20 protein-coding genes are annotated in these 22,137 nt (G+C 64.1%); 15 read left to right on the top strand and 5 right to left on the bottom strand.

Annotated features, from left to right (window positions below; translation table 11 throughout):
• Positions 1–7 precede the first annotated feature (7 nt).
• Entirely contained in the window at positions 8–1,351 is a 1,344-nt protein-coding gene (locus AC0L2F_RS01695) for a glycoside hydrolase family 3 N-terminal domain-containing protein (RefSeq protein WP_007615103.1), read from the top strand.
• Here the strand turns inward: AC0L2F_RS01695 and AC0L2F_RS01690 are convergent.
• From AC0L2F_RS01690 to AC0L2F_RS01680, 3 genes are all read right to left on the bottom strand, one after another.
• A complete protein-coding gene (locus tag AC0L2F_RS01690) occupies positions 1,348–2,967 on the bottom strand; it encodes an ABC transporter substrate-binding protein (RefSeq protein ID WP_473247278.1) in 1,620 nt (539 codons plus the stop codon). The genes AC0L2F_RS01695 and AC0L2F_RS01690 overlap by 4 nt on opposite strands.
• A 96-nt stretch (positions 2,968–3,063) precedes the next feature.
• Positions 3,064–4,518 (bottom strand): dihydropyrimidinase, encoded by a 1,455-nt coding sequence (hydA, locus tag AC0L2F_RS01685; RefSeq protein ID WP_473247277.1) that lies wholly within the window; start codon positions 4,516–4,518, stop codon positions 3,064–3,066.
• Positions 4,519–4,631: 113 nt separating this feature from the next.
• Positions 4,632–5,240, bottom strand: coding sequence for a TetR/AcrR family transcriptional regulator (locus AC0L2F_RS01680; protein WP_473247276.1), 609 nt, complete (start codon positions 5,238–5,240; stop codon positions 4,632–4,634).
• Between the two features lie 101 nt (positions 5,241–5,341).
• Between AC0L2F_RS01680 and AC0L2F_RS01675 the strand changes: the two genes are divergently transcribed.
• The 6 genes from AC0L2F_RS01675 to AC0L2F_RS01650 all read left to right on the top strand — a co-directional run bounded on the left by AC0L2F_RS01675 (position 5,342) and on the right by AC0L2F_RS01650 (position 9,465).
• Positions 5,342–6,037 carry a PspA/IM30 family protein gene (locus AC0L2F_RS01675; RefSeq protein ID WP_063994016.1) on the top strand — a complete coding sequence of 232 codons (696 nt, stop codon included), beginning with the start codon at positions 5,342–5,344 and terminating at the stop codon, positions 6,035–6,037.
• 40 nt (positions 6,038–6,077) lie between these two features.
• Entirely contained in the window at positions 6,078–6,353 is a 276-nt protein-coding gene (locus tag AC0L2F_RS01670) for a YiaA/YiaB family inner membrane protein (protein ID WP_063994015.1), read from the top strand.
• Positions 6,354–6,566: 213 nt separating this feature from the next.
• On the top strand, positions 6,567–7,631 hold the full coding sequence (locus AC0L2F_RS01665) for an amidohydrolase family protein (RefSeq protein ID WP_473247275.1): 1,065 nt from the start codon (positions 6,567–6,569) through the stop codon (positions 7,629–7,631).
• Positions 7,632–7,645: 14 nt separating this feature from the next.
• Positions 7,646–8,758: an amidohydrolase family protein gene (locus tag AC0L2F_RS01660; RefSeq protein ID WP_473247274.1), complete on the top strand. Its 1,113-nt coding sequence runs from the start codon at positions 7,646–7,648 to the stop codon at positions 8,756–8,758.
• Between the two features lie 15 nt (positions 8,759–8,773).
• Positions 8,774–9,187: a Rieske (2Fe-2S) protein gene (locus tag AC0L2F_RS01655; RefSeq protein ID WP_027565497.1), complete on the top strand. Its 414-nt coding sequence runs from the start codon at positions 8,774–8,776 to the stop codon at positions 9,185–9,187.
• Between the two features lie 71 nt (positions 9,188–9,258).
• Positions 9,259–9,465 carry a hypothetical protein gene (locus AC0L2F_RS01650; RefSeq protein ID WP_473247273.1) on the top strand — a complete coding sequence of 69 codons (207 nt, stop codon included), beginning with the start codon at positions 9,259–9,261 and terminating at the stop codon, positions 9,463–9,465.
• A 132-nt stretch (positions 9,466–9,597) separates the two neighbouring features.
• Here AC0L2F_RS01650 and AC0L2F_RS01645 read toward each other — a convergent pair whose 3' ends face one another.
• Positions 9,598–10,443, bottom strand: coding sequence for an SDR family NAD(P)-dependent oxidoreductase (locus tag AC0L2F_RS01645; protein ID WP_473247272.1), 846 nt, complete (start codon positions 10,441–10,443; stop codon positions 9,598–9,600).
• Positions 10,444–10,641: 198 nt separating this feature from the next.
• Here AC0L2F_RS01645 and AC0L2F_RS01640 point away from each other — a divergent pair, with 198 nt between their 5' ends.
• The 5 genes from AC0L2F_RS01640 to AC0L2F_RS01620 all read left to right on the top strand — a co-directional run bounded on the left by AC0L2F_RS01640 (position 10,642) and on the right by AC0L2F_RS01620 (position 17,090).
• Positions 10,642–12,138: an aldehyde dehydrogenase family protein gene (locus AC0L2F_RS01640; RefSeq protein ID WP_473247271.1), complete on the top strand. Its 1,497-nt coding sequence runs from the start codon at positions 10,642–10,644 to the stop codon at positions 12,136–12,138.
• A gap of 204 nt (positions 12,139–12,342) precedes the next feature.
• Entirely contained in the window at positions 12,343–13,206 is an 864-nt protein-coding gene (locus AC0L2F_RS01635) for an outer membrane protein (protein WP_473247270.1), read from the top strand.
• 157 nt (positions 13,207–13,363) lie between these two features.
• Positions 13,364–14,491, top strand: a complete 1,128-nt coding sequence (locus AC0L2F_RS01630) for an alkene reductase (RefSeq protein ID WP_473247269.1) — start codon at positions 13,364–13,366, stop codon at positions 14,489–14,491.
• Between the two features lie 156 nt (positions 14,492–14,647).
• Positions 14,648–15,151: a GFA family protein gene (locus tag AC0L2F_RS01625; RefSeq protein WP_473247268.1), complete on the top strand. Its 504-nt coding sequence runs from the start codon at positions 14,648–14,650 to the stop codon at positions 15,149–15,151.
• Between the two features lie 277 nt (positions 15,152–15,428).
• Positions 15,429–17,090 (top strand): thiamine pyrophosphate-binding protein, encoded by a 1,662-nt coding sequence (locus AC0L2F_RS01620; protein ID WP_473247267.1) that lies wholly within the window; start codon positions 15,429–15,431, stop codon positions 17,088–17,090.
• Between the two features lie 144 nt (positions 17,091–17,234).
• Here AC0L2F_RS01620 and AC0L2F_RS01615 read toward each other — a convergent pair whose 3' ends face one another.
• Positions 17,235–18,614 (bottom strand): LLM class flavin-dependent oxidoreductase, encoded by a 1,380-nt coding sequence (locus AC0L2F_RS01615; protein WP_473247266.1) that lies wholly within the window; start codon positions 18,612–18,614, stop codon positions 17,235–17,237.
• Positions 18,615–18,854: 240 nt separating this feature from the next.
• Here AC0L2F_RS01615 and AC0L2F_RS01610 point away from each other — a divergent pair, with 240 nt between their 5' ends.
• The 3 genes from AC0L2F_RS01610 (at position 18,855) to AC0L2F_RS01600 (ending at position 22,136) form a co-directional block, all read left to right on the top strand.
• Entirely contained in the window at positions 18,855–20,264 is a 1,410-nt protein-coding gene (locus AC0L2F_RS01610; protein ID WP_473247265.1) for a M20 family metallopeptidase, read from the top strand.
• Positions 20,265–20,363: 99 nt separating this feature from the next.
• Positions 20,364–21,275, top strand: a complete 912-nt coding sequence (locus tag AC0L2F_RS01605) for an amino acid ABC transporter substrate-binding protein (protein ID WP_035975248.1) — start codon at positions 20,364–20,366, stop codon at positions 21,273–21,275.
• Positions 21,276–21,404: 129 nt separating this feature from the next.
• Positions 21,405–22,136, top strand: a complete 732-nt coding sequence (locus AC0L2F_RS01600; protein WP_063994005.1) for an amino acid ABC transporter permease — start codon at positions 21,405–21,407, stop codon at positions 22,134–22,136.
• The last annotated feature ends 1 nt before the right edge of the window (position 22,137 follow it).

The raw sequence follows: 22,137 nt of genomic DNA, 5'->3' as shown, positions 1-22,137 counted from the left end.
ACGCATCATGCAGCTCCTCAACCGCACCGGTCTCATCCTGCTCTGGCTTGCCGCGCCTCTCGTCGCATTTGCGGCCGCGAACAAGAACGACCCCTATCTTCTCGTGCTGCGCGGCGTCGGAAACATCGCGATTGTCGTCACAAGCATCGTAATCGTCATCGTGCTGCTGCACCGCGGCCGTTGGCGCAGCATCCCGGGCAAGCTGCTCGTCATGCTCTGGTGCGTTCCGCCACTCCTGATGTCGGCGGCGCACCTGAAATTTGAACTGCGCAAGCACGATGTTCTTGCCGCCAGTGCGGCCGAGGCGCGTCAGCTCGGACCTCACTTCATGGTCGGCTATTCCTCTTTTGCCGAGGTCGCGCGTCTTGCCGAGCAGGGCTTGATCGGCGGCGTCTACGTCACCCGGCACAACATCCGGAGCCGGTCCGTCGAGGCGCTGCGTGCCGAGATCGCGGCGCTCCAGGGCAAGCGGCGAGCCGCTGGCCTGCCGCCGCTGGTCGTGGCCGCGGACCAGGAGGGCGGCATCGTCGGGCACCTTGCGCCGCCGCTGACGAAGCTGCCGGCGCTGGCGACGCTTGCCGGGCTTGCCCCCGATGACCAACAGGCCAAAGCGGCAGAGTTCGGCCGCATCCACGGACGTGAACTCGCCGGGCTCGGTGTCAACCTCAATCTCGCGCCGGTGCTCGATCTCAAGCCGCCGGGCCGGCGCAATCGTCTCGACTTCCACACACTCATCGGTCAGCGCGCGATTGCGACCGATCCGGCCGTCGTCGGCGCGATCGCGCGCGCTTATGTGCGCGGGCTGGAGCAATCCGGCGTCGGCGCCACGCTCAAGCATTTTCCCGGCATCGGGCGCGTGCGCACCGACACGCATCATTTCAGCGCCAATCTCGACACGCCGGTGAAGGAGTTGGAAGCAACCGACTGGCTTCCGTTCCGCGAGGTGCTGTCGCATTCGCGCAGCGCGCTCATGGTCGGCCACGTCACGCTCACGGCCGTCGATCCCGATCGCGCCGCCTCGCATTCGAAGCGTGTCGTCGAGGGGATCATTCGCGACAAATGGGGCTATCAGGGCGTCGTCATGACCGACGATCTCGTGATGGGGGCGATCTACCAGCACGACGTCTGCCAGGCCGTCGTGGAAGCCATCAACGCGGGGGTCGACCTGCTGCTGGTTGCCTATGATGGCGCGCAATTCTATCGGATTTTCGCTTGCGCCCTGGATGGATCGCAGCAAGGCAAGCTCGAAACGGCGATGCTGCGCGCGAGCGAGGCGCGGCTCGCGCGGGGGTTCCCGTCCGAGCAGGCGCGCGCCGCCTCACGCACCGTCAGCGTCGCCCGCCAAAACTAGCCCTTCGCGAACTGCCGGTAGTCAGGCTCACGATGAAACCAGAACTCGTAGCCGGTGATGGCCTTCTGCATGGCGACGTCGTGGATCGGCTGGTTGAGCGGAATGACGGGAACATCGCGCATCCAGAGCGCGATGAAATCCTTCACGGCCTTGTCGTACTCGGCAGCATCCGTGGTGAACCGCGCCTTGTCGATCAGCGCGTCCATCTCCTTGTTCTGGTACGAGGAGATGTTGAAGATCGAGTTGTTGCCGTGGAAGTTCCAGTAGAAGTAATACTCGGGATAATCGAGCCAGCCGCTGAAACGATTCAGCGCGAGCGGGAGCTCCTTCTTGTTCAGCGTCGTGCGCCAGTTCGCGCCGGGGATCTTCTCGATCGCCGCCTTGATGCCGATCTTGGCGAGACTTTCCTGGATCAGGATCGCGGTCGGCTCGCCGACCGTGGCGGTGCCGGTGTCGAGCGACAGCGTCGTCTCCAGTCCCGACTCGAAGCCTGCCTCCTTCATCAGGGCTTTGGCCTTGTCGAGATCGGTGACGTACGGAAACGCCTGCGGCCAGACCGGGTTCGAGACGTCTGCTGCTCCGCCATACATGGGAACGGCACGCCCGAAGAATGCGCTGTTCTGGATTTGCTCATACGGCATCGCCCAGGCGACGGCTTGGCGCAGTTTCACATTGTCGAACGGCGGCTTTGCCGTGTTCAGCGCAAGGGACCAGAGCGCGTTCGGGATCGGCACGCCCGAGACCTTGACCTTGCCCTCCTTGATGATCTGCTCGAAGTCACGCGGCGCGAAGCCGCTGGAGATATCCGCATCACCCCGCTCCAGCATGGCGCGGCGGGTGCCGGCGGAGGGGACGTCGCGCGCGATCACGCGCCGGAGCTTCGGGAGAGGTCCACACTTCCAATCGTCGAAGCGCGCCAGCACGGTCTCGCTGCCCGGCTTCCAGCTCTCGATCCTGTAAGCGCCGCCGCCGGCCTCGTTGTTCCTGAGCCACGCTAGGGCCCACGGGTCTTCCGCCGTCGCGTTCTTTTTCGCGAGCTCCGAGTTGATGATGAAGGGCACGACCACCGCGACGTTGAACAGCAGCATCTTGTCCTTGCGCACGTAGTCGATGCGGAAGGTGTGGTCGTCGACCACGACGAACTGCTCGGGCTTTTCCAGCGATCCCGCCGACATCTGGAAGGTCGGAAAGCCGCCGACCTTCACCGCGCGGTCGAACGACCATTTGACGTCTTTCGCCGTGACTGGCGTACCGTCGTGGAATTTGGCGTCCTTCCGCAATTTGAAAGTGCAGGACATGCCGTCGGCGGCAACCTCCCAGCTCTCGGCGAGTTCAGGTGCGAGCTTCTCGCGGTCATAGGACAGGGTGCCGTCCGGGAGGTTCTTGGAGGCGTAGCTCAGTAGGCGATCGTAGCAATTCCAGGACAGCCCGTTCACGGTCTGGTTGGAGCCGACGCCCTGCATGTCGAGCGAGTTTGGCCCGAGCTCCTGCACCACCAGCAGCGTCTCGGCACGACCCTGCGCCCGGGCGAGACGGGGCGCAACGGCCGCTATTCCGGCGAGGCCGAAGCCACCGAGCACGCTGCGGCGGTTTAGGTCGAAAGATGATGCGCTCATGGGTGCCTCACTCTTGAGAGATTTGCACCATAAAGAGGCAAGGCGCATGCCATCGGCCGCGCTTCACGGCGTCGGATGCTGCGCGGACCTTCAATTCTACGGCGTCACCGCTCCGCGGCCGACGGCGCGCGGGGCAGTCAGCTCTTTCCAGGTGGAATTGGCGACATGCACCGGCGAGAACGCCGGGCGCTCGATATAATGGCCGTCCCCGGCCTCGGCGCGCAGATCGCCATCCTTCCAGACGATTCGGCCGCGCGACAGCGTCGCCGCCGCTCCGCCGGTACAGGAAAAGCCCTCGAACACGTTGTAGTCAATCCGGCTCATCTGCCGCTTCGCGCTGATGGTCCTGCTCGCCTTGGGATCCCAAACCACGACATCCGCGTCCGAGCCGACGGCGACCGCGCCTTTGCGCGGATAGATGTTGAGGATGCGGGCGATATTCGCCGAGGTCACTGCGACGAATTCTTCCTTCGTCAGCCGTCCAGTGGCGACACCCGCGGTCCATAGCAGCGCGAGGCGATCTTCGAGGCCGCCGGTGCCGTTCGGGATCTTTCTGAAATCGCCGAGCCCGAACCGCTTTTGCTCGGTGGTGAAGGCGCAGTGGTCGGTCGCGACCACCTGCAGCGAGCCGGCTTGCAGGCCGGCCCAAAGACTATCCTGATGCGACCTGTCGCGGAACGGCGGCGACATCACGCGCTGCGCGGAATGATCCCAATCCTTGTTCTGATATTCATCGGCGTCGAGCAGCAAGTGCTGGATCAGCGGCTCGCCATAGACGCGTTTGCCGGTTGCGCGTGCCCGCGCGATCGCCTCATGCGCCTCGCGGCAGCTCGTGTGCACGATGTAGACCGGAGTCCCCGTCATGTCGGCGATCATGATGGCGCGGTTGGTGGCTTCGCCCTCGACCTCCGGTGGCCGCGAGTAGGCGTGTCCTTCGGGCCCGGTGACGCCGCGCGCGATCAGCGCCTCCTGCATCAGGGCGACGACGTCGCCGTTCTCCGCATGCACGACCGGCATGGCGCCGAGATGGGCGCATCGGGCGAACGAGTTGTAGAGCTCGTCGTCGTTCACCATCAGCGCACCCTTGTAGGCCATGAAGTGCTTGAAGGTGTTGATGCCGTAGGTTTTGACCACGGTCTCCATCTCGTCATGGATCTGCTTCGACCAGGATGTTACGGCCATGTGGAAGCCGTAGTCGGAGGCCGCCTTCTCGGATTTGTGTCGCCACTCCTGATAGGCCGCGAGCATCGATTGGCCGGGATCGGGCAGGCAGAAATCCACCACCATGGTGGTGCCACCGGCCAGCGCCGCCTTGGTTCCCGATTCGAAATCGTCCGCGGTGACCGTGCCCATGAACGGCATTTCGAGATGGGTGTGCGGATCGATGCCGCCTGGGATGACGTAGGCGCCGCCGGCATCGATGATCTCGCTGCCGGTGGGCGCATCGAGCGACTGCCCGACCGCGACGACGGTCGCGCCGTCGATCAGCACGTCCGCCCGGCGCGAATGATCATGATTGACGACGGTGCCGCCGCGGATGAGGAGGGGCATTGGAGCTCCGGAGAGAGGCGTAAACCTCGCGAAGCTAAGCGCGCCGCATGCGATGCGACAGGTGAAATTTTAGTCAGGCACCGCCGACAGTTGAGCCGTGTTCTCTCCGGCCTCTACGCCGCCCGCGCGATCAGTCCGTCGACCATCGCGCGCACCAGGCCCGCGATTTCCTTCCGGAGCGCCGGCAGCGGTACCGCGACGAGCTTCTGCTCCAGTCCCAGCGCCACCATGCCATGCACCGCCGAGAACAGGCTGCGCGCGGTGATGCCGAGCTCCTCCCGACTGCGTTTTGGAAACAGCGCTGCCAGCGGCTGGTAGACGTGGCGGAACAGCTGCAGCTGGTCGTCGATGGACCAGTCGGGGAGGGGCTTGTCGGCTGCCATGCGATGCTCGAACAGCGCACGCCATAGTTCGAGATTTTCCGCGGCGAAGTCGCAATAGGTGATGGCGATGCAGACCAGGGTCTCCTGCGGCGATGGCTCGCCCGCGCTTTCCGCTGTGCTCAGGGCCTGGTCGAGACGATGCAAGGTGCGCGAGCCCACGCGCAGGATCAGCTCGTCCACATCGGCGACGAGATTGTAGACCGCGCCGTTGGCGCAGCCGATCTCGCGGGCGAGATCGCGGGTTTTCAGGCCCGCCAATCCCCTGTCGGCGATCATTCGTTCCGCCGCCAGGATCAGGTCTGATCGAAGTTTATCTCGGCGTTCCAATGCCTTAGTCATCTGCGACAAATTTCTGAGCGTTGCTCAAATATTTCTTGAACGATGTTCAAGTTTCTTGCTACAAACCATCTGTGAGCAACGCTCATAACAGGGAGCTTCAGATGTTCAAGACCGTAGTGACACTTTTCCGCGGCAGCGTGGCCGCCGCGGGCGAGGAGCTGGAAGACCGGACGGCCCTTCTGATCCTCGATCAACAGATGCGCGACGCGGCTGCCGCCCTCGAGCGGGGCAAACGGACCCTGGCGCTGGCGATCGCGCAGGACCAGCAGGAAGGTCGCAAGCTCGAGGCGACCGTCGCCCGCATCGCCGATCTCGAGACGCGCGCGGTTGCGGCGCTCGCCGGCGGCCGCGAGGATCTCGCCAACGATGCCGCTAAAGCCATCGCCGGCCTGGAGGCTGATCGCGATGCAGCGCTGACGGCGCGCGCCTTGTTCGCAACCGAGATCGCCCGGTTGAAGCGGCACGTCGCAAGCGCGCAAGCCCGCATCACCGAGCTCGACCGCGGCCGCCGTGTCGCCCGTGCCTCGGAGGCGGTGCGCTCGCTTCGCCGCAGCGGCATCGATGCGGCACGCCCCTACGAATCTACGCTGCCGGAGGCGGAGAGCACTTTGAGGCGTCTTCGTGAGCGGCAGATGGAAGCCCAGGCCGCCGACGACGCGCTGGTCGAGCTCGATGCGGCCACCGGTCCGCTCGCCACCGCCGAAAAACTCGCCGAGCAGGGTTTTGGCCCCCGGCTTAAGACGACCGCGGACGACGTGCTGGCGCGGTTGAAGTCCAAGCGCACGCCGACTGTCTGATCCCAAACCTCATCATCGTTCGAACCAACAGGAGACCATCATGAACCAGAATGGCCAGCCCCACAGCGGCGCCTGGGTGACTTTCACTTACGTGTCCTTCGCAGCCTCGGCCTTCCTCATCGCCATCGGCATCTTCTTCATGCCGATCGACCTCTGGATGAAGGGTTATCTCACCATGGGCATCGTCATGCTGATCCAGACCTGCATCACCCTGACCAAGACGGTCCGCGACAACCATGAAAGCAGCCGGATGGTGAACCGCATCGAGGATGCCAAGGCGGAACGTCTGCTGATGGAAGTCTCCAAGGCGGCTTGAGAGGTATAGGCAACACGTAAGTAAGCAGCGGAGCAATTCGCTCCGCTGTTTCGGCGCCGGCACGTATTGCGCCCGCGAAATGCAACCGAGCCATGACGGATCGCGCGGGCGCGCGCCCTTGCGCACCGGCGGCGGCCGGAGCACTCTGCGCGAGCGGCACACAAAGAATGCCGCCAAAAAGATGTGCTTATAATTACCTTGGCGAGGAACCTTATGGCAGCGATGCGGATCGACTGTGACATCCACCCGGCGGTTGGTGGCACGCGCACGACGCTGCTGCCTTATCTCAGCGATCACTGGAAAGAGCAGGTCGTGAGCCGCGCCATCGACGGGCTCGACCTGACCTCCTATCCGCCGGGCATGCCGCTGGCGGGCCGCGCCGACTGGCGGCCGAAGAATGGGGCCAAGCCCGGATCCGATCTCGCGATGGTGCAGAAGGGCGCGTTCGACCAGCTTGGCGCGAGCCACGCGATCCTCAACGTGCTTTATGGTGCGCAGGCCGTGTTCGACCCCTACATGGCGGCCGACTTCTGCAAGGCGATCAACGACTGGATCGCCACTGAGTGGCTGTTGCGCGATCCGCGCCTGCGTGCCTCGATCGTGGTGCCGATGCAGGACCCGGAACTGGCGATCGAGGAGATCGAGCGCCGCGCCGGTGATCACCGCTTCGTCTCGATCCTCGTGCTGGCGCAAGGCGAGACGCTGCTGGGTCGGCGGCATTTCTGGCCGGTCTATCGGCTCGCGGAAAAGTACAAGCTGCCGCTCGCGATCCACGCCGGCACGCAATATCGGCAGGCGCCGAGCTCGGCCGGCTGGCCGTCGCACCGCTACGAATATTACTTCGTCGAGGCGCAGGCGTTTCAGGCGCAGATCCTGAGCCTGATCTATGAGGGCGTATTCGGCAAGTTTCCGGACCTCAAGGTCGTGCTGATGGAATCCGGCGTGAGCTGGCTGCCGGCCTTCATGTGGCGCGCCAACAAGACGTGGCGCGGGGTGCGCGTCGAGGTGCCCTGGGTCGAGCGCGAGCCGGCTGCGATCATTCGCGACAATTTTCGCGTCACCATGCAGCCGTTCGACGCACCTGGCGACGCGAAAAGCGTCGAGGAGATCATCGAGCAGATCGGTTCTGAGAAGATGTTCCTGTTCGCGTCCGACTATCCGCACTGGCAGTTCGACGGCGACGATCCGATCCCGCCGAACCTGCCGAACAGCATCATCTCGAAGATGTGCGTCGACAATCCGCTGGAGACCTTTCCGCGGCTGTCGCTCGCCAACTGACTTTGGAGGTTCGCATGAGTGAGGTCATCGACCGCCCGTTGGGGGAAGACGAGAAGCCCGCCGCCTCGCGGCTGCGCATCGTCGATTGCGACGTCCATCCGAGCCTGCATTCGCCCGACGACCTCAACGAGTTCCTGCCAAAGCGCTGGCAGCAGCATCTGAAGGAATATGGCAGCCATTTGCGCACGCCGTATCTGTTCACCACGCCTTATCCTCGCTCCTCGCCGTTGATCGCGCGCCGCGATGCCTGGCCGCCGACGGGCGGGCCGCCCGGCTCGGATCTCGCCTTCATGCAGAAGCAGCACCTCGATCCGCTCGACGTCGAGTTCGGGATTTTGCAGGTGCTCGACCTCTTCATCTTCTCGCAGCAGAATCTCGAATTCGGCGCCGCGATCCAGCGTGCGATCAATGACTGGCAGTTGGCGTTCTGGTCACATCGCGACCCGCGCTTGAAGGCTTCGATCCTGATCGGCCAGGACGGCGTCGATCTCGCCCTTGCCGAGATTGAACGTTGCGCAAAGATCGGCGAATACATCCAGATCAACGTCTCGCCGCGCGCCAACGAGCCGCTCGGCCGCCGACGCTATTGGCCGATCTACGAACGTGCCGAGGCGCTGGACCTGCCGCTCGGCATCCATGTCGGCGGCTATGGCGGGCATGCGCCGACCGGTGGCGGCTGGCCGTCCTATTATGTCGAGGAGCACCAGTCCAACGCGCACACGATTGCGGCGCAGCTTGCCAGTCTCGTGATCGAGGGCGTGCCGGAGCGCTTTCCAAAATTGAAGTTCGTCTTCATCGAGGGCGGCTTCGGCTGGATCCCGTCCGCGGTCTGGCGGATGGACCAGCATTTCGAGCGGTTCCGCAGTGAGGTGCCGCATCTCAAGCGCAAGCCGTCGGAATACGTCCGCGAGCATTTCTGGTTCACGACGCAACCGATCGACGAACCTGACGAAGCCCGGCACCTGCGCTCGCTGATCGAATGGGTCGGCATCGATCGTCTCTTGTTCTCGTCGGACTATCCGCACTGGGATTTCGACGATCCGCGCTCCGCTTTCAAGACGCCGCTGACAGAAGCCGAGCGAAAGAAGATTTTCAGCAGCAATGCCCGCGCGGTCTACAAGTTCTGAGAAGGTCTGCACGGTATGGCCCGTCACATCGTCGCTTCCACCTCTGAGATCCCACCCGGTGGCAACAAGGTCGTCGATGTCGCCGGCCGCGACATTGTCGTGTTCCACGTCAATGGCGAGTTCTTCGCGCTGCTGAACCGCTGCCCGCACGAAGGCGCGCCGCTGGAGAAAGCGGCCTGCGTGGCGCGGCTGACCTCGCCCGAGCCGGGTATCTATCAGCGCTCGCGCGTCGGCGAGATGCTGCGCTGTCCCTGGCACGGCTGGGAATTCGACATGCGCAACGGCCAGTCCTGGTTCGACCCGAAGCGCGTCAAGATAAGGTCATATCCGGTCGCGGTGGAGCGCGGCGAGGAACTCCAGAAAGGTCCGTATGTTGCCGAGACGTTTCCGGTGCATGTCGAGGACAGCTACGTGATTGTCGAGGTCTGACCAGCCGTTTCGGATTGTGATTTCGCCGCAGGTGGGATAAGCCACGCCCGCATTTATCGCGGAGACGAGCCTTGTCGAAACAATCCCTGCGTGAGGAGGCCGAGCGCCTGATCCGCGAATCGATGGAAAAGAAAACCGTCGTCGTCAAGCAGGGCGATACCCGCATCGAGGCCGTCTGCGGTAAATGCGGCGCCCCGAACCGGGTGCAGGCGCCAAAGGGACAGACCCGCATGAAGTTCGCCTGCAAGAATTGCGGGCACCAGCAAGAGACGCTGTAGAGCGCCCCCTGTGTAAACCCTCATCCTGAAGGAGCCCGCTGCAAGCGGGCGTCTCGAAGGATGGAGGCCCCAGCCGGGCCTGTATGGTTCGAGACGCGCGTTCCGCGCTCCTCACCATCAGGATCAAACAGCCTAATTCCCCTTCACGAACCTCGCGAATGCATCCGCATAATCCGGGTGCCAGCGTGACAGCGGCGGGCGGTTCTCCACGATGTCGCCTGCGGCCCACAGCATGCGCTTTTCGTCGAGCGCGCGCGGGACGTCGTTGTCCGGGCACAGAATGTAGAAATCGCCGGCCTCCAGCCGCACCAGCATGAAATTCACGGTCTGCTCGGCCGTCCAGGCGCCGGCCGGCTTCTCTGTCCGGCCCTTCGCGGTGAGGCCCGTAAAGACGAAGCCGGGGATCAGCAGATGCGCGGTGATGTGGCAATCTGCGGTGTTGCGCAGCTCGTGCTGGAGCGCTTCGGTAAAAGCCTTCACTCCGGCCTTGGAGACGTTGTAGGCGGGATCGCCGGGCGGGGTGGTGATGCCCTGCTTCGAGCCGGTGTTGATGATGAGGCCGGCCCTGCCGCGCGCGATCATGTTGGGCGCGAAGATGCGCGAGCCGTTGATGATGCCCCACATATTGACGCCGATGATGCGCTGCCAGTTGTCGGGTTCGCCGAACAGCGTGCTGCCGGGCTGGATGCCCGCGTTGTTCATGAGGATGTCGGTGCCGCCGAAGCGCTCGCGCACGGCGCGCTCCAGTTCCGTCACGCTCTCGGCCTTGCTGACGTCAATCGCGAAGGTCATCACATGTGTGGCGGACGTGAAGGATGAGAGTCTTGTCGCGGCGTCCGCCAGCCGCGCCTGATCCACATCGGCGATACACACCTTCATGCCATCGCGCGCGAACGCCAAAGCCGCGGCGAATCCGATCCCGGACGCGCCGCCGGTGATTACGGCAACATTGTCTTTGACGATGGCGGGATGCGGCATGGATCCTTCTCCGGGGGAGGGGGCTCGGTCGTGCTATAACATGGCACTCGCGCGACCCTGCACAAGTCGGCATGGGAGGTCTTCGTTCCGCGCCGACTTTATGCCTTTCCTTTACGCCTGTCCGGCATCGCAGTATTCTATCGACCCAACGATCCCGCCCAGATCGAACCAATCAATCATTTGACAGGGAGTTCAGCCATGGCTGTGTCGCAGGCTATTCCGATCACGCGCCATCCGTTCGCCAATGGGTCCTACAAGCAGATGCTGATCGACGGGAGGTGGGTCGACGCTGCCTCAGGCAAGCGCTTCGAGACCCATAACCCCGCGACCGGTGAACTGCTCGCAACCGTGGCCGAGGGCGACAAGGAAGATATCGACCGTGCAGTTGCTGCCGCCCGCCGCGCCTTCGAAGGGCCGTGGAGCAAGGTCAAGCCGTTCGAGCGGCAGAACCTGCTCCTGAAGCTTGCCGACCTCGTCGAGAAGAATTTCGACGAATTGTCGCAGCTCGACACGCTCGACATGGGCGCGCCGCTCAGCCGTACCCGCGCCTATCGCCTGCGCGCGGTCGGCATGCTGCGCTATTATGCCGGCCAGACCACCGCGATTCACGGCGAGACCATCGAGAACTCGCTGCCCGGCGAAATCTTTTCCTACACGCTGAAGGAGCCGATCGGCGTCGTCGGCGCCATCATTCCCTGGAACGGTCCGCTGACTGCGACGATCTGGAAGATCGGTCCGGCGATCGCGACCGGCTGCACCGTCGTGCTCAAACCCGCCGAAGAAGCGCCGCTGACCTCGCTGCGCATTGCCGAACTCGCGATGGAAGCGGGCGTGCCGCCCGGCGTCATCAACGTCGTGCCTGGCTACGGCGAGACCGCGGGCGCGGCGCTTGCCGCGCATCACGACGTCGACAAGGTTGCCTTCACCGGCTCGCATATCACCGGCCAGTCGATCATCCGCGCCTCGGCCGGCAACCTCAAGCGTGTCTCGCTCGAGCTCGGCGGCAAGTCGCCGGACATCGTGTTCGCGGATGCCGATCTCGATGCGGCCGTGCCGGGAGCCGCGATGGCGGTGTTTGCCAATTCGGGGCAAATCTGCAGCGCCGGCACCCGGTTGTTTGTCGAGCAGTCGATCTACGAGGAGTTCGTCGGCCGCGTCGCCGAGTTCGGCAAGAAACTGCAGGTCGGCAACGGTCTCGATCCCAACACCCAGATCGGACCACTGGTGTCCGAGCAACAGCTCGAGCGCGTCACCAGCTATCTCGACATCGGCCAGAAGGAAGGCGCGCGGGCGCTCGCTGGCGGTGGCCGCGTCACCGAAGGCGCGCTTGCAAAAGGCTTCTTCGTGTCGCCAACAGTGTTCGCGGGCGTTCAGGACAGTATGCGGATCGCGCAGGAGGAGATTTTTGGTCCCGTCATCTCCGCGATCGCGTTCAAGGACATGGACGAGTTGGTCAAGCGCGCCAACGCCACCACGTTCGGTCTCGGCTCGGGCCTGTGGACGCGGGACGTCAGCAAGGCGCATGCGGTCGCGAAGAGCCTGCGTGCCGGCTCGGTGTGGGTGAACTGCTACCAAGCGATGGACCCGGCCGTCCCCTTCGGTGGCTACAAGATGAGTGGCTACGGCCGCGAATCCGGCAAGCAGCACGTCGAGGAATATCTCAACGTGAAGGCCGTCTGGATCAAGACGGCCTGACGCGCCATCGCGTCCGGACTTCAGCGGTCGAGTCTTGCCTGCGGCGACGCGAGTCCGCTTGCGGCGACCAAAGGTTGTTGCCCGGACGCTACAAGCGGTTTGAAAGCGCGCGTCGTCCGCGATTTTACAAGACTTGCTATCCCATTTCGAATGTTGGCCGGTTAGTTCTGGTCACCGTCAATCTTCGGAATTGGAATATCGATAATGCTTCGCTTTGCTCCGATCGTGTTTGTGGCTTTGGGCGTCGCCTCGGCGTACCCCGCGCTCGCGGCCGACATGACCGCACGTGCGCCGGCGTACAAGGCCTCGCCACTGCCCGTCGCCTACAACTGGTCGGGCTTCTACGCCGGCGTGAATGTCGGATATGGGTGGGGCGATGGTGCGAACGATCTCGCGCCGCATGATCCGGTCTTCACCGCCGGCGTGCTCGACGTCGCACTGGCGGGCGGCCTTGTCCCTGCTTCGCTGGCAACAAACGCGCGTGGCGTGATGGGCGGCTTGCAGGCCGGCTACAATGTGCAGACGGGCTCGTTGGTGTGGGGCGTCGAAGCCGATATCGCGGCGGCCGACATCAAGGGTAGCTCAACGGTGACCCGAACCTTGCCGGTCTTCCCGACGATCATGACCACGCAAGATCAGAAGGTCGACTGGTTGGGGACCGTGCGAGGCCGGATCGGTGCCACCGTCGTGCCCGACTTGTTGCTGTACGCGACCGGCGGTCTTGCCTATGGGCACGTCAAGGCGTCGACGTCGATCGTGGATCCCACGGGTGCGAGTGGCACGCCCTGCCTCAATGTAATCTGTAGCGCCGGCGCGGTGGAAAGCTGGCGCGTGGGCTGGACGGTCGGCGGCGGTGGCGAGTACCGCTTTGCGTCGAACTGGAGCGTCAAGCTCGAATATCTCTACTACGATCTCGGCAGCGAGAAATACACCATCTTCAATCCGCTGTTCCCTTTCACGCCCGGCCCGGCACGCGGCTTTGACTCAACCGCGAATTTCTCGGGCCACATCGCGCGCGTCGGTTTGAACTACAAGTTCGGCGCAGGCGCGGTCGTCGCAAAATACTGACCTGCAATTCTGAACAGACTACAAGCCCCGGGCTCGGCCCGGGGCTTTTTTTATTCCCCGCCTCTTTTGGCTGGCCAGCCATTCCCCCATGCAGCTTCCGAGCTGCGAGCCTTTCTCCTATGATCCTCGTCCTCTCATCGTTCATTTTGGGGCCGGCATGAAATTCGAGGCGTTGTTTCAACCGTTGCAGGTCGGGCCGTACAAGCTCGCGCACCGCATCGCGATGGCGCCGTTGACGCGCATGCGGGCCGAGCGCGAGAGCTTTTCGCCGCGGCTGCTCAACGCCGAATATTACGGTCAGCGCGCCACCCGAGGCGGCCTGCTCATCGCGGAGGCCTCGCCCGTGCTCTCGCACGGCCGCGGCAATCCGGCGACGCCCGGCATCTATTCGGAGACGCAGATCGCGGGGTGGCGCAAGGTCGTCGACGCCGTGCACGCCAAGGGCGGCATCATCTTTCTCCAGCTCTGGCATGTGGGCCGCGTCTCGCATTCCTCCTTCCACGGTGGGGAGCTGCCGGTCTCGGCCTCGGCGATCCCGATCAGGGCCGAAGGCATGAAGGCAATGACCGCCGACGGCAAGATCTCCGACTACGAGACGCCGCGCGCGCTGGAGACGGACGAGGTCAAGGGCATCGTCGAGGCGTTCAGGCAGGGTGCGAAAAACGCGCTGGCCGCCGGCTTCGACGGCGTCGAGATCCACGGCGCCAACGGCTATCTGCTCGAGCAATTCCTGCAATCACGCAGCAACCAGCGCAACGATCAATATGGCGGTTCGATCGAGAACCGCGCGCGGCTTCTGCTCGAAGTGACCCAGGCCGCGATCGACGTCTGGGGCGCGGGCCGCGTCGGCGTGCGGCTGTCGCCCCACGGCATCGCCAATGATTCCGGCGAGCCCGATCCGATGCCGCTCTACACGCACGTGGTGAAGGCGCTCGACAAGCTCGGTCTTGCCTATCTGCATTTCATCGAGCCGCGCTCCAGCGGCTCGGGGCGCGCAGAAGTCAACTGGCAGAACGTGCCGTCGGCAATGCTGCTGTTCCGCCCGCTCTACGGCGGCGTGCTGATGACGGCAGGCGGGTTCACGGGCGAGACCGCGAACGCCGCGATCGCGGAGGGACATGCCGACCTCATCGCCTTCGGCCGCATCTTCATCTCCAACCCCGATCTGCCGCGCCGCCTGCAGCACGATTACTCTCTCACGCCGTATAACCGTGCGACGTTCTACGGTGGCGAGGAAAAGGGATATACGGACTATCCCGCGTATGACGAGCTGACGCCGGTCTGACATTGCTGTAGCCCGGATGAGCGAAGCGATATCCGGGGCCTTCACCCAAGCTCTGGTCTTCCCGGATGTCGCTTCGCTCATCCGGGCTACGGAGTTATCGTGTTGCCCCGACGGACGCCACGAATTCCGTCATTGCGACCGATGGGGGAAGCAACCATGGCCAAAGCCGCAGCCGCCGCAGGAGTTGCAACCGGCCAATGCCTCTGCGGCAAGGTTACCTTCGAGATTGACGTCCCCGCACGCTGGGCCTGGCACGATCACTCCGCCGCCAGCCGTCGCGCCCACGGCGCCGCCTATGCGACCTATGTCGGAAGCTGGAAGAAGCGGTTTCGCATCACCGCAGGCAAGACGGCGCTGACCCGCTACGAGGACAAGGCAACGAAGACCGCGCGCAGCTTCTGTGCGCATTGCGGCACGCCGATCGTATTTGAGCGCCCGCGTGGGCCGCATATGGTCAACATCCCCCGCGCGCTGTTTAGGGAACGCACCGGCCGCCAGCCGCTCTATCACATCGCGATCGAGGAGCTGCAGGAATGGACCTATACCGGCGAGCCGCTGGTGCCGCTGAAAGGCTTTCCCGGTGTGGTCTGGCAACGCTCGAAAAAGAAGAAGCGTGCGGGCGGCGAGGATCCGTTCGAGCTGGGGCGGGAGGAGATGTAGCGCGAGCCGCGTACGCCGCTTTCGTGCCCCGGACGCAGCGCAGCGCCTCTTCGGCGGTGCGCTGCTGAGCCGGGGCCCATCTAACAACGTTGTCGGTGCACGATGGGGTCCCGGCTCTGCGCCGCAACGCTTGCGCGCTGCGTCGCGTCCGGGACACGAGAGCGGAGATCGGCGCGCGCTCATGCAACGCAGCCATGACCGCGCTTCCTTGCGCGCCTCCCGCGATTTCGGTCATCATGCGCCCGTCCTTGCGGCAACGTCCGCCTCTGGAGGAAACATGAAGAACAAGATCACCGGCCGCTCCGCCTTTCTCGCGCTGCTCAAGGACGAGGGCATCACGCATCTGTTCGGCAACCCCGGCACCACCGAGCTGCCGATCATGCACGCGCTGAAGGACCATCCTGATCTCACCTATGTAATGGCGATGCAGGAGAGCCTGGTGGTGGCGATCGCGGATGGCTATAGCCGCGCCTCCGGAAAGCTCGTCGCCTGCAACGTCCATGTCGCGCCCGGCCTCGGCAACGCGATGGGCTCGCTCTACAACGCCCAGTTCACAGGCACGCCGATGATCCTGACCGCGGGCCAGCAGGAGCAAGGCCACGGCCTGATGGAGCCGGTGCTGTACGGACCGCTGGTGCGCATGGCCGAGCCGCTGGTGAAATGGGCGGTCGAGGTGACGCGGCTCGAGGATCTGCCGCGCATCGTGCGCCGCGCCGCAAAAGTCGCGACCACGCCGCCGACCGGGCCGGTGTTCATTTCGTTGCCCGGCGACATCCTCAACAGCGAGGCCGGGATCGATCTCGGCCGCTCCACCCGCATCGACGCCCGCACAAGGCCATCGGACGAGGCACTCAAGGCGTTCGCCGCGCGGCTGCTCAGGGCCGAACGTCCTGTGATCGTCACCATGGACGAGGTGGTCAAAAGCGATGCGCTCAAGGAGGCCGCTGAGCTTGCCGAGCTATTGGGTGCGGCCGCGTACCAATCGTCGACGCCCTATGGCTCGCACTTCCTCTCGGAGAGCCCGAGCTTCGTCGGCACGCTGGCACGTGTCCAGAAAGTCGCGCGCGAGACGCTTGCGCCGTACGACCTCTTGATCGCGCTCGGCGGCGATCCCCTGCGGATGTCGGTCTACAGCGAGGTCGACGCGCTGCCGGAGGGTCTTGGCATCGTGCAGATCGGCCTAGCCGATTGGGAGATCGCCAAGAACTACGGTGCCGAGATCGCGCTGAAGGCGGATTTGAAGGAAACGCTGCGCGCGTTGATCCCGGTGCTGAAGGAGATGGGCGGCGCTGCCCTGGCGCAACGTGCGAGGCAGCGTCTCGCCGAGTTCGCCTCGAAGAACTGGACCGCAAGGCGTACCGCGCTGGTCGAGCAGATCGGCAAGGCCGCTGACCGCAGCCCCATCGATCCGGACTGGCTGGTGCTGCAGATGGTCGAGGCCATGCCCGCCAATGCCATCCTCGTGGACGAAGGCCTCACCTCCAGCCGCCAGATCACGGCGCTCCGCGCGCACCGCGATCGCTTCGACTATCACGGCCTTGCTTCCGGCGGCATCGGCTGGGGCCTGCCGGCTTCCGTCGGCGCCAGCATCGCTAATCCCGATCGCCCCGTGGTCTGCTTCTCCGGCGACGGCAGCGCGATGTATTCGATCCAGTCGCTGTGGACGGCAGCGCATCACAAGCTGCCGCTCAATGTGGTCATTGCCAACAATGGCGGCTACCGCATCATCAAGCAGCGTCTGCTCGCCTTCCATGGCGACGACAATTACGTCGGCATGGATTTTATCGATCCGCCGGTGGATTTCGCGGGCGTGGCGAAGGCCTTGGGATGCGAGGCGATCAAGGTCAGCGACCCCCGCGAGCTCAAGGCGACGCTGGCGTCGGCGTTTGGCCGGCCCGGAACCAAGCTGATCGAGGTGATGGTGGACGGGAAGGTGTAGCCCTACTGTCGTCCTGGCGAAGGCCAGGACCCATACCGCGTGATCTATCGACTGCGGGTGGTGCCGGTCCCGAACGACCCGTCTTCGCCAAATTGCTTCCTGGGGTTATGGGTCCTGGCTTTCGCCAGGACGACTGCGGTGGCGCTACCCCTTCCTCCCCACCCTGAACCCCGCCGCCGGATGCAGCGCACCCAGCCGTGCACGCCCCTCACCGAACAGCTTCTCCCGTAGCGTGCCCTGCGCGTACTCCGCCTTGTACCGCCCGCGCCGCGTCAGCTCCGGCACCAGCATGTCGGCGATGTCTTCGAAATCGCCGGGTGAGATCGCGAAGGCGACGTTGAGGCCATCGACATCGGTTGCCTCGAACCACGCCTCGATCTTGTCCGCGACCATCTCCGGCGTGCCGACCACGACGGGACCGGCGCCGCCGACGCCGACATGCTCGATGACATCGCGCACGGTCCAGACGCGATCTGGATCGGCGCGGGTGACGTTATCGAGTGCGCTGCGACCGGCGTCGTTCTGGACATGGCGCACCTGCTGATCGAGCTCGTAGCCGGAGAAGTCGATTCCGGTCCATCCCGACATCAGCGCGAGCGCGCCCTCCGGGCTGATGTGGCGGCGATAGTCGGTGTATTTTTCGTTCGCCTCGGCCTCGGTCCGCCCGAGGATGATCGTCATCATCGAGAACATCAGGATTTCCGCCGGATTGCGGCCGAACGCGGCGGCCTCCTGACGGATCGCCGACACGCGCGGCGCGATCACCTTGGCCGACGGTCCCGACATGAACACGCATTCGGCATGCCGTGCCGCGAACTGCCGTCCGCGCGGCGAGGTGCCGGCCTGGTACAGCACGGGCGTCCGCTGCGGCGACGGCTCGCTCAAATGGATGGTGTTGTTGATGCGGTAGTTCGCGCCCTCGTGGTTGACGCGATGGACCTTTGTGGGATCGGTGAAGATGCCGCGCTTGCGGTCGCGCAGCACGGCGTCGTCCTCCCAGCTCCCTTCCCAGAGCTTGTAGACGACCTGCATATATTCGTCCGCGATCTCGTAGCGGTCGTCATGACCGATCTGCTTGTCCTTGCCGGCGCCGCGCGCGGCGCTGTCGAGATAGCCGGTGACAACGTTCCAGCCGATCCGTCCCTCGGTGAGATGATCGAGCGTCGACATCCGCCGCGCGAACGGATAGGGCGGCTCGAAGGAGAGATTGCTGGTGACGCCGAAGCCGAGATTCTGCGTGACCGCGGCCATTGCCGACAGCAGCAGCAGCGGATCGTTCGAGGGCGACTGGGCTGCATTGCGCAAGGCTGCGTCAGGACTGTTGCCGTAGACGTCATAGACGCCGAGCACGTCGGCCAGGAACAGGCCATCGAAACGGCCGCGCTCCAGCGTTTTGGCAAGATCGATCCAGTAGGGCAGGCGATTATATTCGGCAGTGCGGTCGCGCGGATGGGTCCACAATCCCGGTGATTGGTGTGCGACGCAATTCATCGCAAATGCATTGAGCCTGATCTGCTTGGCCATGATGGTCCCCCGGCGCCCTGTACCGGGCACTCTTCGAATGATAGAGCCGCGCCCGAACTTGGCGAAGTTCTTGCATATAGCGCGACGTTGGCAAGGCCAAAATCAGCGGCGCTGCCGCGCTTGGCAAGCCAATCTCAAGAGAGCAAGGACGAAATCCCAAGACTATCGAAGTCCCCGCCACTTTCGGAGGCCTGCCCGTATCGGGTATGCTCCTTCGCCTCGCAACCTAAAAAGAAAATAATGACCAGAGCCGATGCCATCGCCCGCGCCCGTGACGATTTCAAATCGGGCGCGTTCCTCGCCGAACTCGACCGCCGCGTCGCCTACCGGACCGAGAGCCAGAATCCGAACCGGAGTGTCGAGCTGCGCGCCTATCTGGAACAGGAGATGGTGCCCGCTTTCGCCGCGCTCGATTTCGAAAGCCGGATGATCGAATCTCCCAGCGGCAAGGCGCCGTTCCTGTTCGCCGAGCACCACGAGAGCGAGACGGCGCCGACCGTGCTGATCTACGGCCATGGCGATGTCGTCGACGGCATGGAAGGCGAGTGGCGCGACGGCCGCGATCCCTGGCGCACCACGGTTTCGGGCATGCGAGTCTACGGCCGCGGCACCGCCGACAACAAGGGCCAGCACAGCATCAACATGGCCGCGCTTCGCGCGGTGCGCGAGGCCCGCGGCGGCAGGCTCGGCTTCAACGCCAAGTTCATCCTTGAGATGGGCGAGGAGATCGGCTCGCCGGATCTTGGCAAGGTCTGCGATCTCAATCGCGATGCGCTCAAGTCCGATCTGTTCATGGCCTCCGACGGGCCGCGCCTGTCCGCTGACCGTCCGACCCTGTTCCTCGGCTGCCGTGGCGGCATCCGCATTCATCTCGATGTGAACCTTCGCGACGGCGGCCATCACTCCGGCAATTGGGGCGGCGTGCTCGCCAACCCCGCGACCATTCTGGTCAACGCGATCTCGACGCTGGTCGACGGCCACGGCCGCCTTCAGCTGGACGCGCTGAAGCCGCCGCGCCTCACCAACCAGATCCGCAGCTATCTTGCGGACGTGCAGGTGGTGCCGACCGAGGACGAGCCGGCGTTGGCCGAGAATTGGGGCGAGGAGGGTCTTTCGGCGGCCGAGCGGCTCTATGCCTGGAACACGCTCGAAGTGCTGGCGATGTCGTCGGGCAATATCGAGAAGCCGGCCAACGCCATTCCCGGCCACGCCAATGCCGTGCTGCAACTGCGTTTCGTGGTCGGCACCAAGGTCGACGGCCTGATCGAAGCCGTCCGTGCGCACCTGGTCGAAAGGGGTTTTCCGATGGTCGAAGTGCGGGCCGCACAGAGCTTCGCGGCATCGCGCACCGATTTCGACAGCCCCTGGATCACATGGGCGGCGAATTCGGTGAAGGAGACCACAGGCAAGCCGCCGGCCGTGCTGCCGAATTTCGGCGGCTCGCTGCCCAATGACGTGTTTTCCGAGATATTGGGCCTGCCGACGATCTGGGTGCCGCACTCCTATCCCGGCTGCTCCCAGCATGCGCCCAATGAGCACATCCTGCTGCCATTGACCGAAGAGGCCTTGACGGTGATGGCCGGCCTGTTCTGGGATCTCGGGGAATTGCCAAGCGCGCTAACAAGCCCGCTAACGCGCCCGCCGGCCTGAGCCGTTAACCGGAGCCGCGATCCAGCCAAAAGTCACATTCTATTCCAATCCAATTTGTGCTTGCATCCCGCCGGCATCATCCTGAAAGGGGACCAAAAAGTGAAACATTTCCGTAGCATCGGCCTCGCGCTCGCCGCGACCTTCGCCGTCAGCCAGGCCGGGGCCGAGGAGCTGACCGGTACGCTGAAGAACATCAAGGACACCGGCGCCATTACGCTCGGCTTCCGCGACTCCTCGATCCCGTTCTCTTATCTCGACGACAACCAGAAGCCCATCGGCTTCGCGATGGACATCTGCTACAAGATCGTCGACGCCGTGAAGAAGGAGCTCAAGCTCGACAAGCTCGAGGTCAAGCTCAATCCGGTAACCTCGGCGACCCGGATCCCGCTGATGGCGAACGGCACCATCGACCTCGAATGCGGCTCGACCACCAACAATGCCGAGCGCCAGAAGCAGGTTGCCTTCACCAACACCCATTATTTGACCGCCAGCCGCTACGTCTTCAAGAAGTCGAGCGGCCTAAAGGCGATCGACGATCTCAAGGGCAAGACGGTGGTCTCGACCGCCGGCACCACCAACATCAAGCAGCTCACCGAGGCCAATGTTGCAAAAAGCCTCGGCGCAAACATCATCCCGGCCAAGGACCACGCCGAAGCCTTCCTGATGGTCGAGACCGACCGCGCTGTGGCTTTCGTGATGGACGACATCCTGCTCGCGAGCCTCGTTGCCGGCTCGAAGTCGCCCGCTGACTACGTCATCTCCAAGGACGCGTTCTCCAAGCCTGAGCCCTACGGCATCATGCTGCGCAAGGACGACGCGGCCTTCAAGAAGGTTGTCGACGCGGCGACAGCTGCGCTCTACACCTCCGGCGAGGGCCAGAAGATCTACGACAAGTGGTTCACGCAGAAGATCCCGCCGAAGGGCCTGAATCTCAACACGCCGATCTCGGCCGAGCTGAAGAACGAATTTGCCAAGCCGACGGACTCGCCGAACCCGGACGATTATAAGTAAGCTGAGTTGTTCGCCTCTCCCCCGCTTGCGGGGAGAGGCAGCATATTCCGGCCATTCTGGAGGGAGAGTGGCCGGACATTTGCATAGGCGCCGGGACATCGATGGCTGGCGCGTTCGCGCGGGGGACACGTGAACTATAACTGGAACTGGGGAATCTTTTTCCAGCCGAACCCGATGGGCACCGGCACCTATCTCGACATGCTGTTGTCGGGCTTGGTGCTGACCCTCAAGACGGGTGCGCTCGCCTGGATCATTGCACTGATCACCGGATCGATCGTCGGCGTGATGCGCACGCTGCCGTCGAAGGGGGCGTACTGGTTCGGCTTTGCCTATGTCGAATTCTTCCGCAACATGCCGCTGCTGGTGCAGCTCTTCCTGTGGTTCTTCGTGCTGCCGGAACTGCTGCCGAAATCTGCCGGCCTCTGGCTGAAGCAGCTGCCGAATGCGCCGTTCTGGACGGCGGCGATCGGCATCGGCTTCTTCATGTCGGCGCGCGTCGCCGTGCAGTTGCAGGCCGGCATCGGATCGCTCCCGCGCGGGCAGAAGATGGCGGCGACCGCGCTCGGCCTGACGACTTTGCAGGCTTATCGCTACATTTTGCTGCCGATGGCGTTCCGCATCATCCTGCCGCCGCTGACGTCCGAGTTCCTCAACACCATCAAGAACACGGCTGTGGCCATCACCATCGGCTTGCTTGAGCTGACTGGACAGGCGCGCTCGATGCAGGAATTCTCGTTCCAGGTGTTCGAGGCCTTCACCGCCGCGACCCTTCTCTATCTCCTCGTCAACGCCGTCGTCGTGACCGCAATGCGCTTCCTCGAGCGCTACGTCGCGATCCCCGGCTACATCACGGGGAAATAGC

The sequence above is a fragment of the Bradyrhizobium sp. Ken64 genome, assembly GCF_055807555.1.
This window is presented reverse-complemented; position numbering and strand designations above follow the sequence as displayed.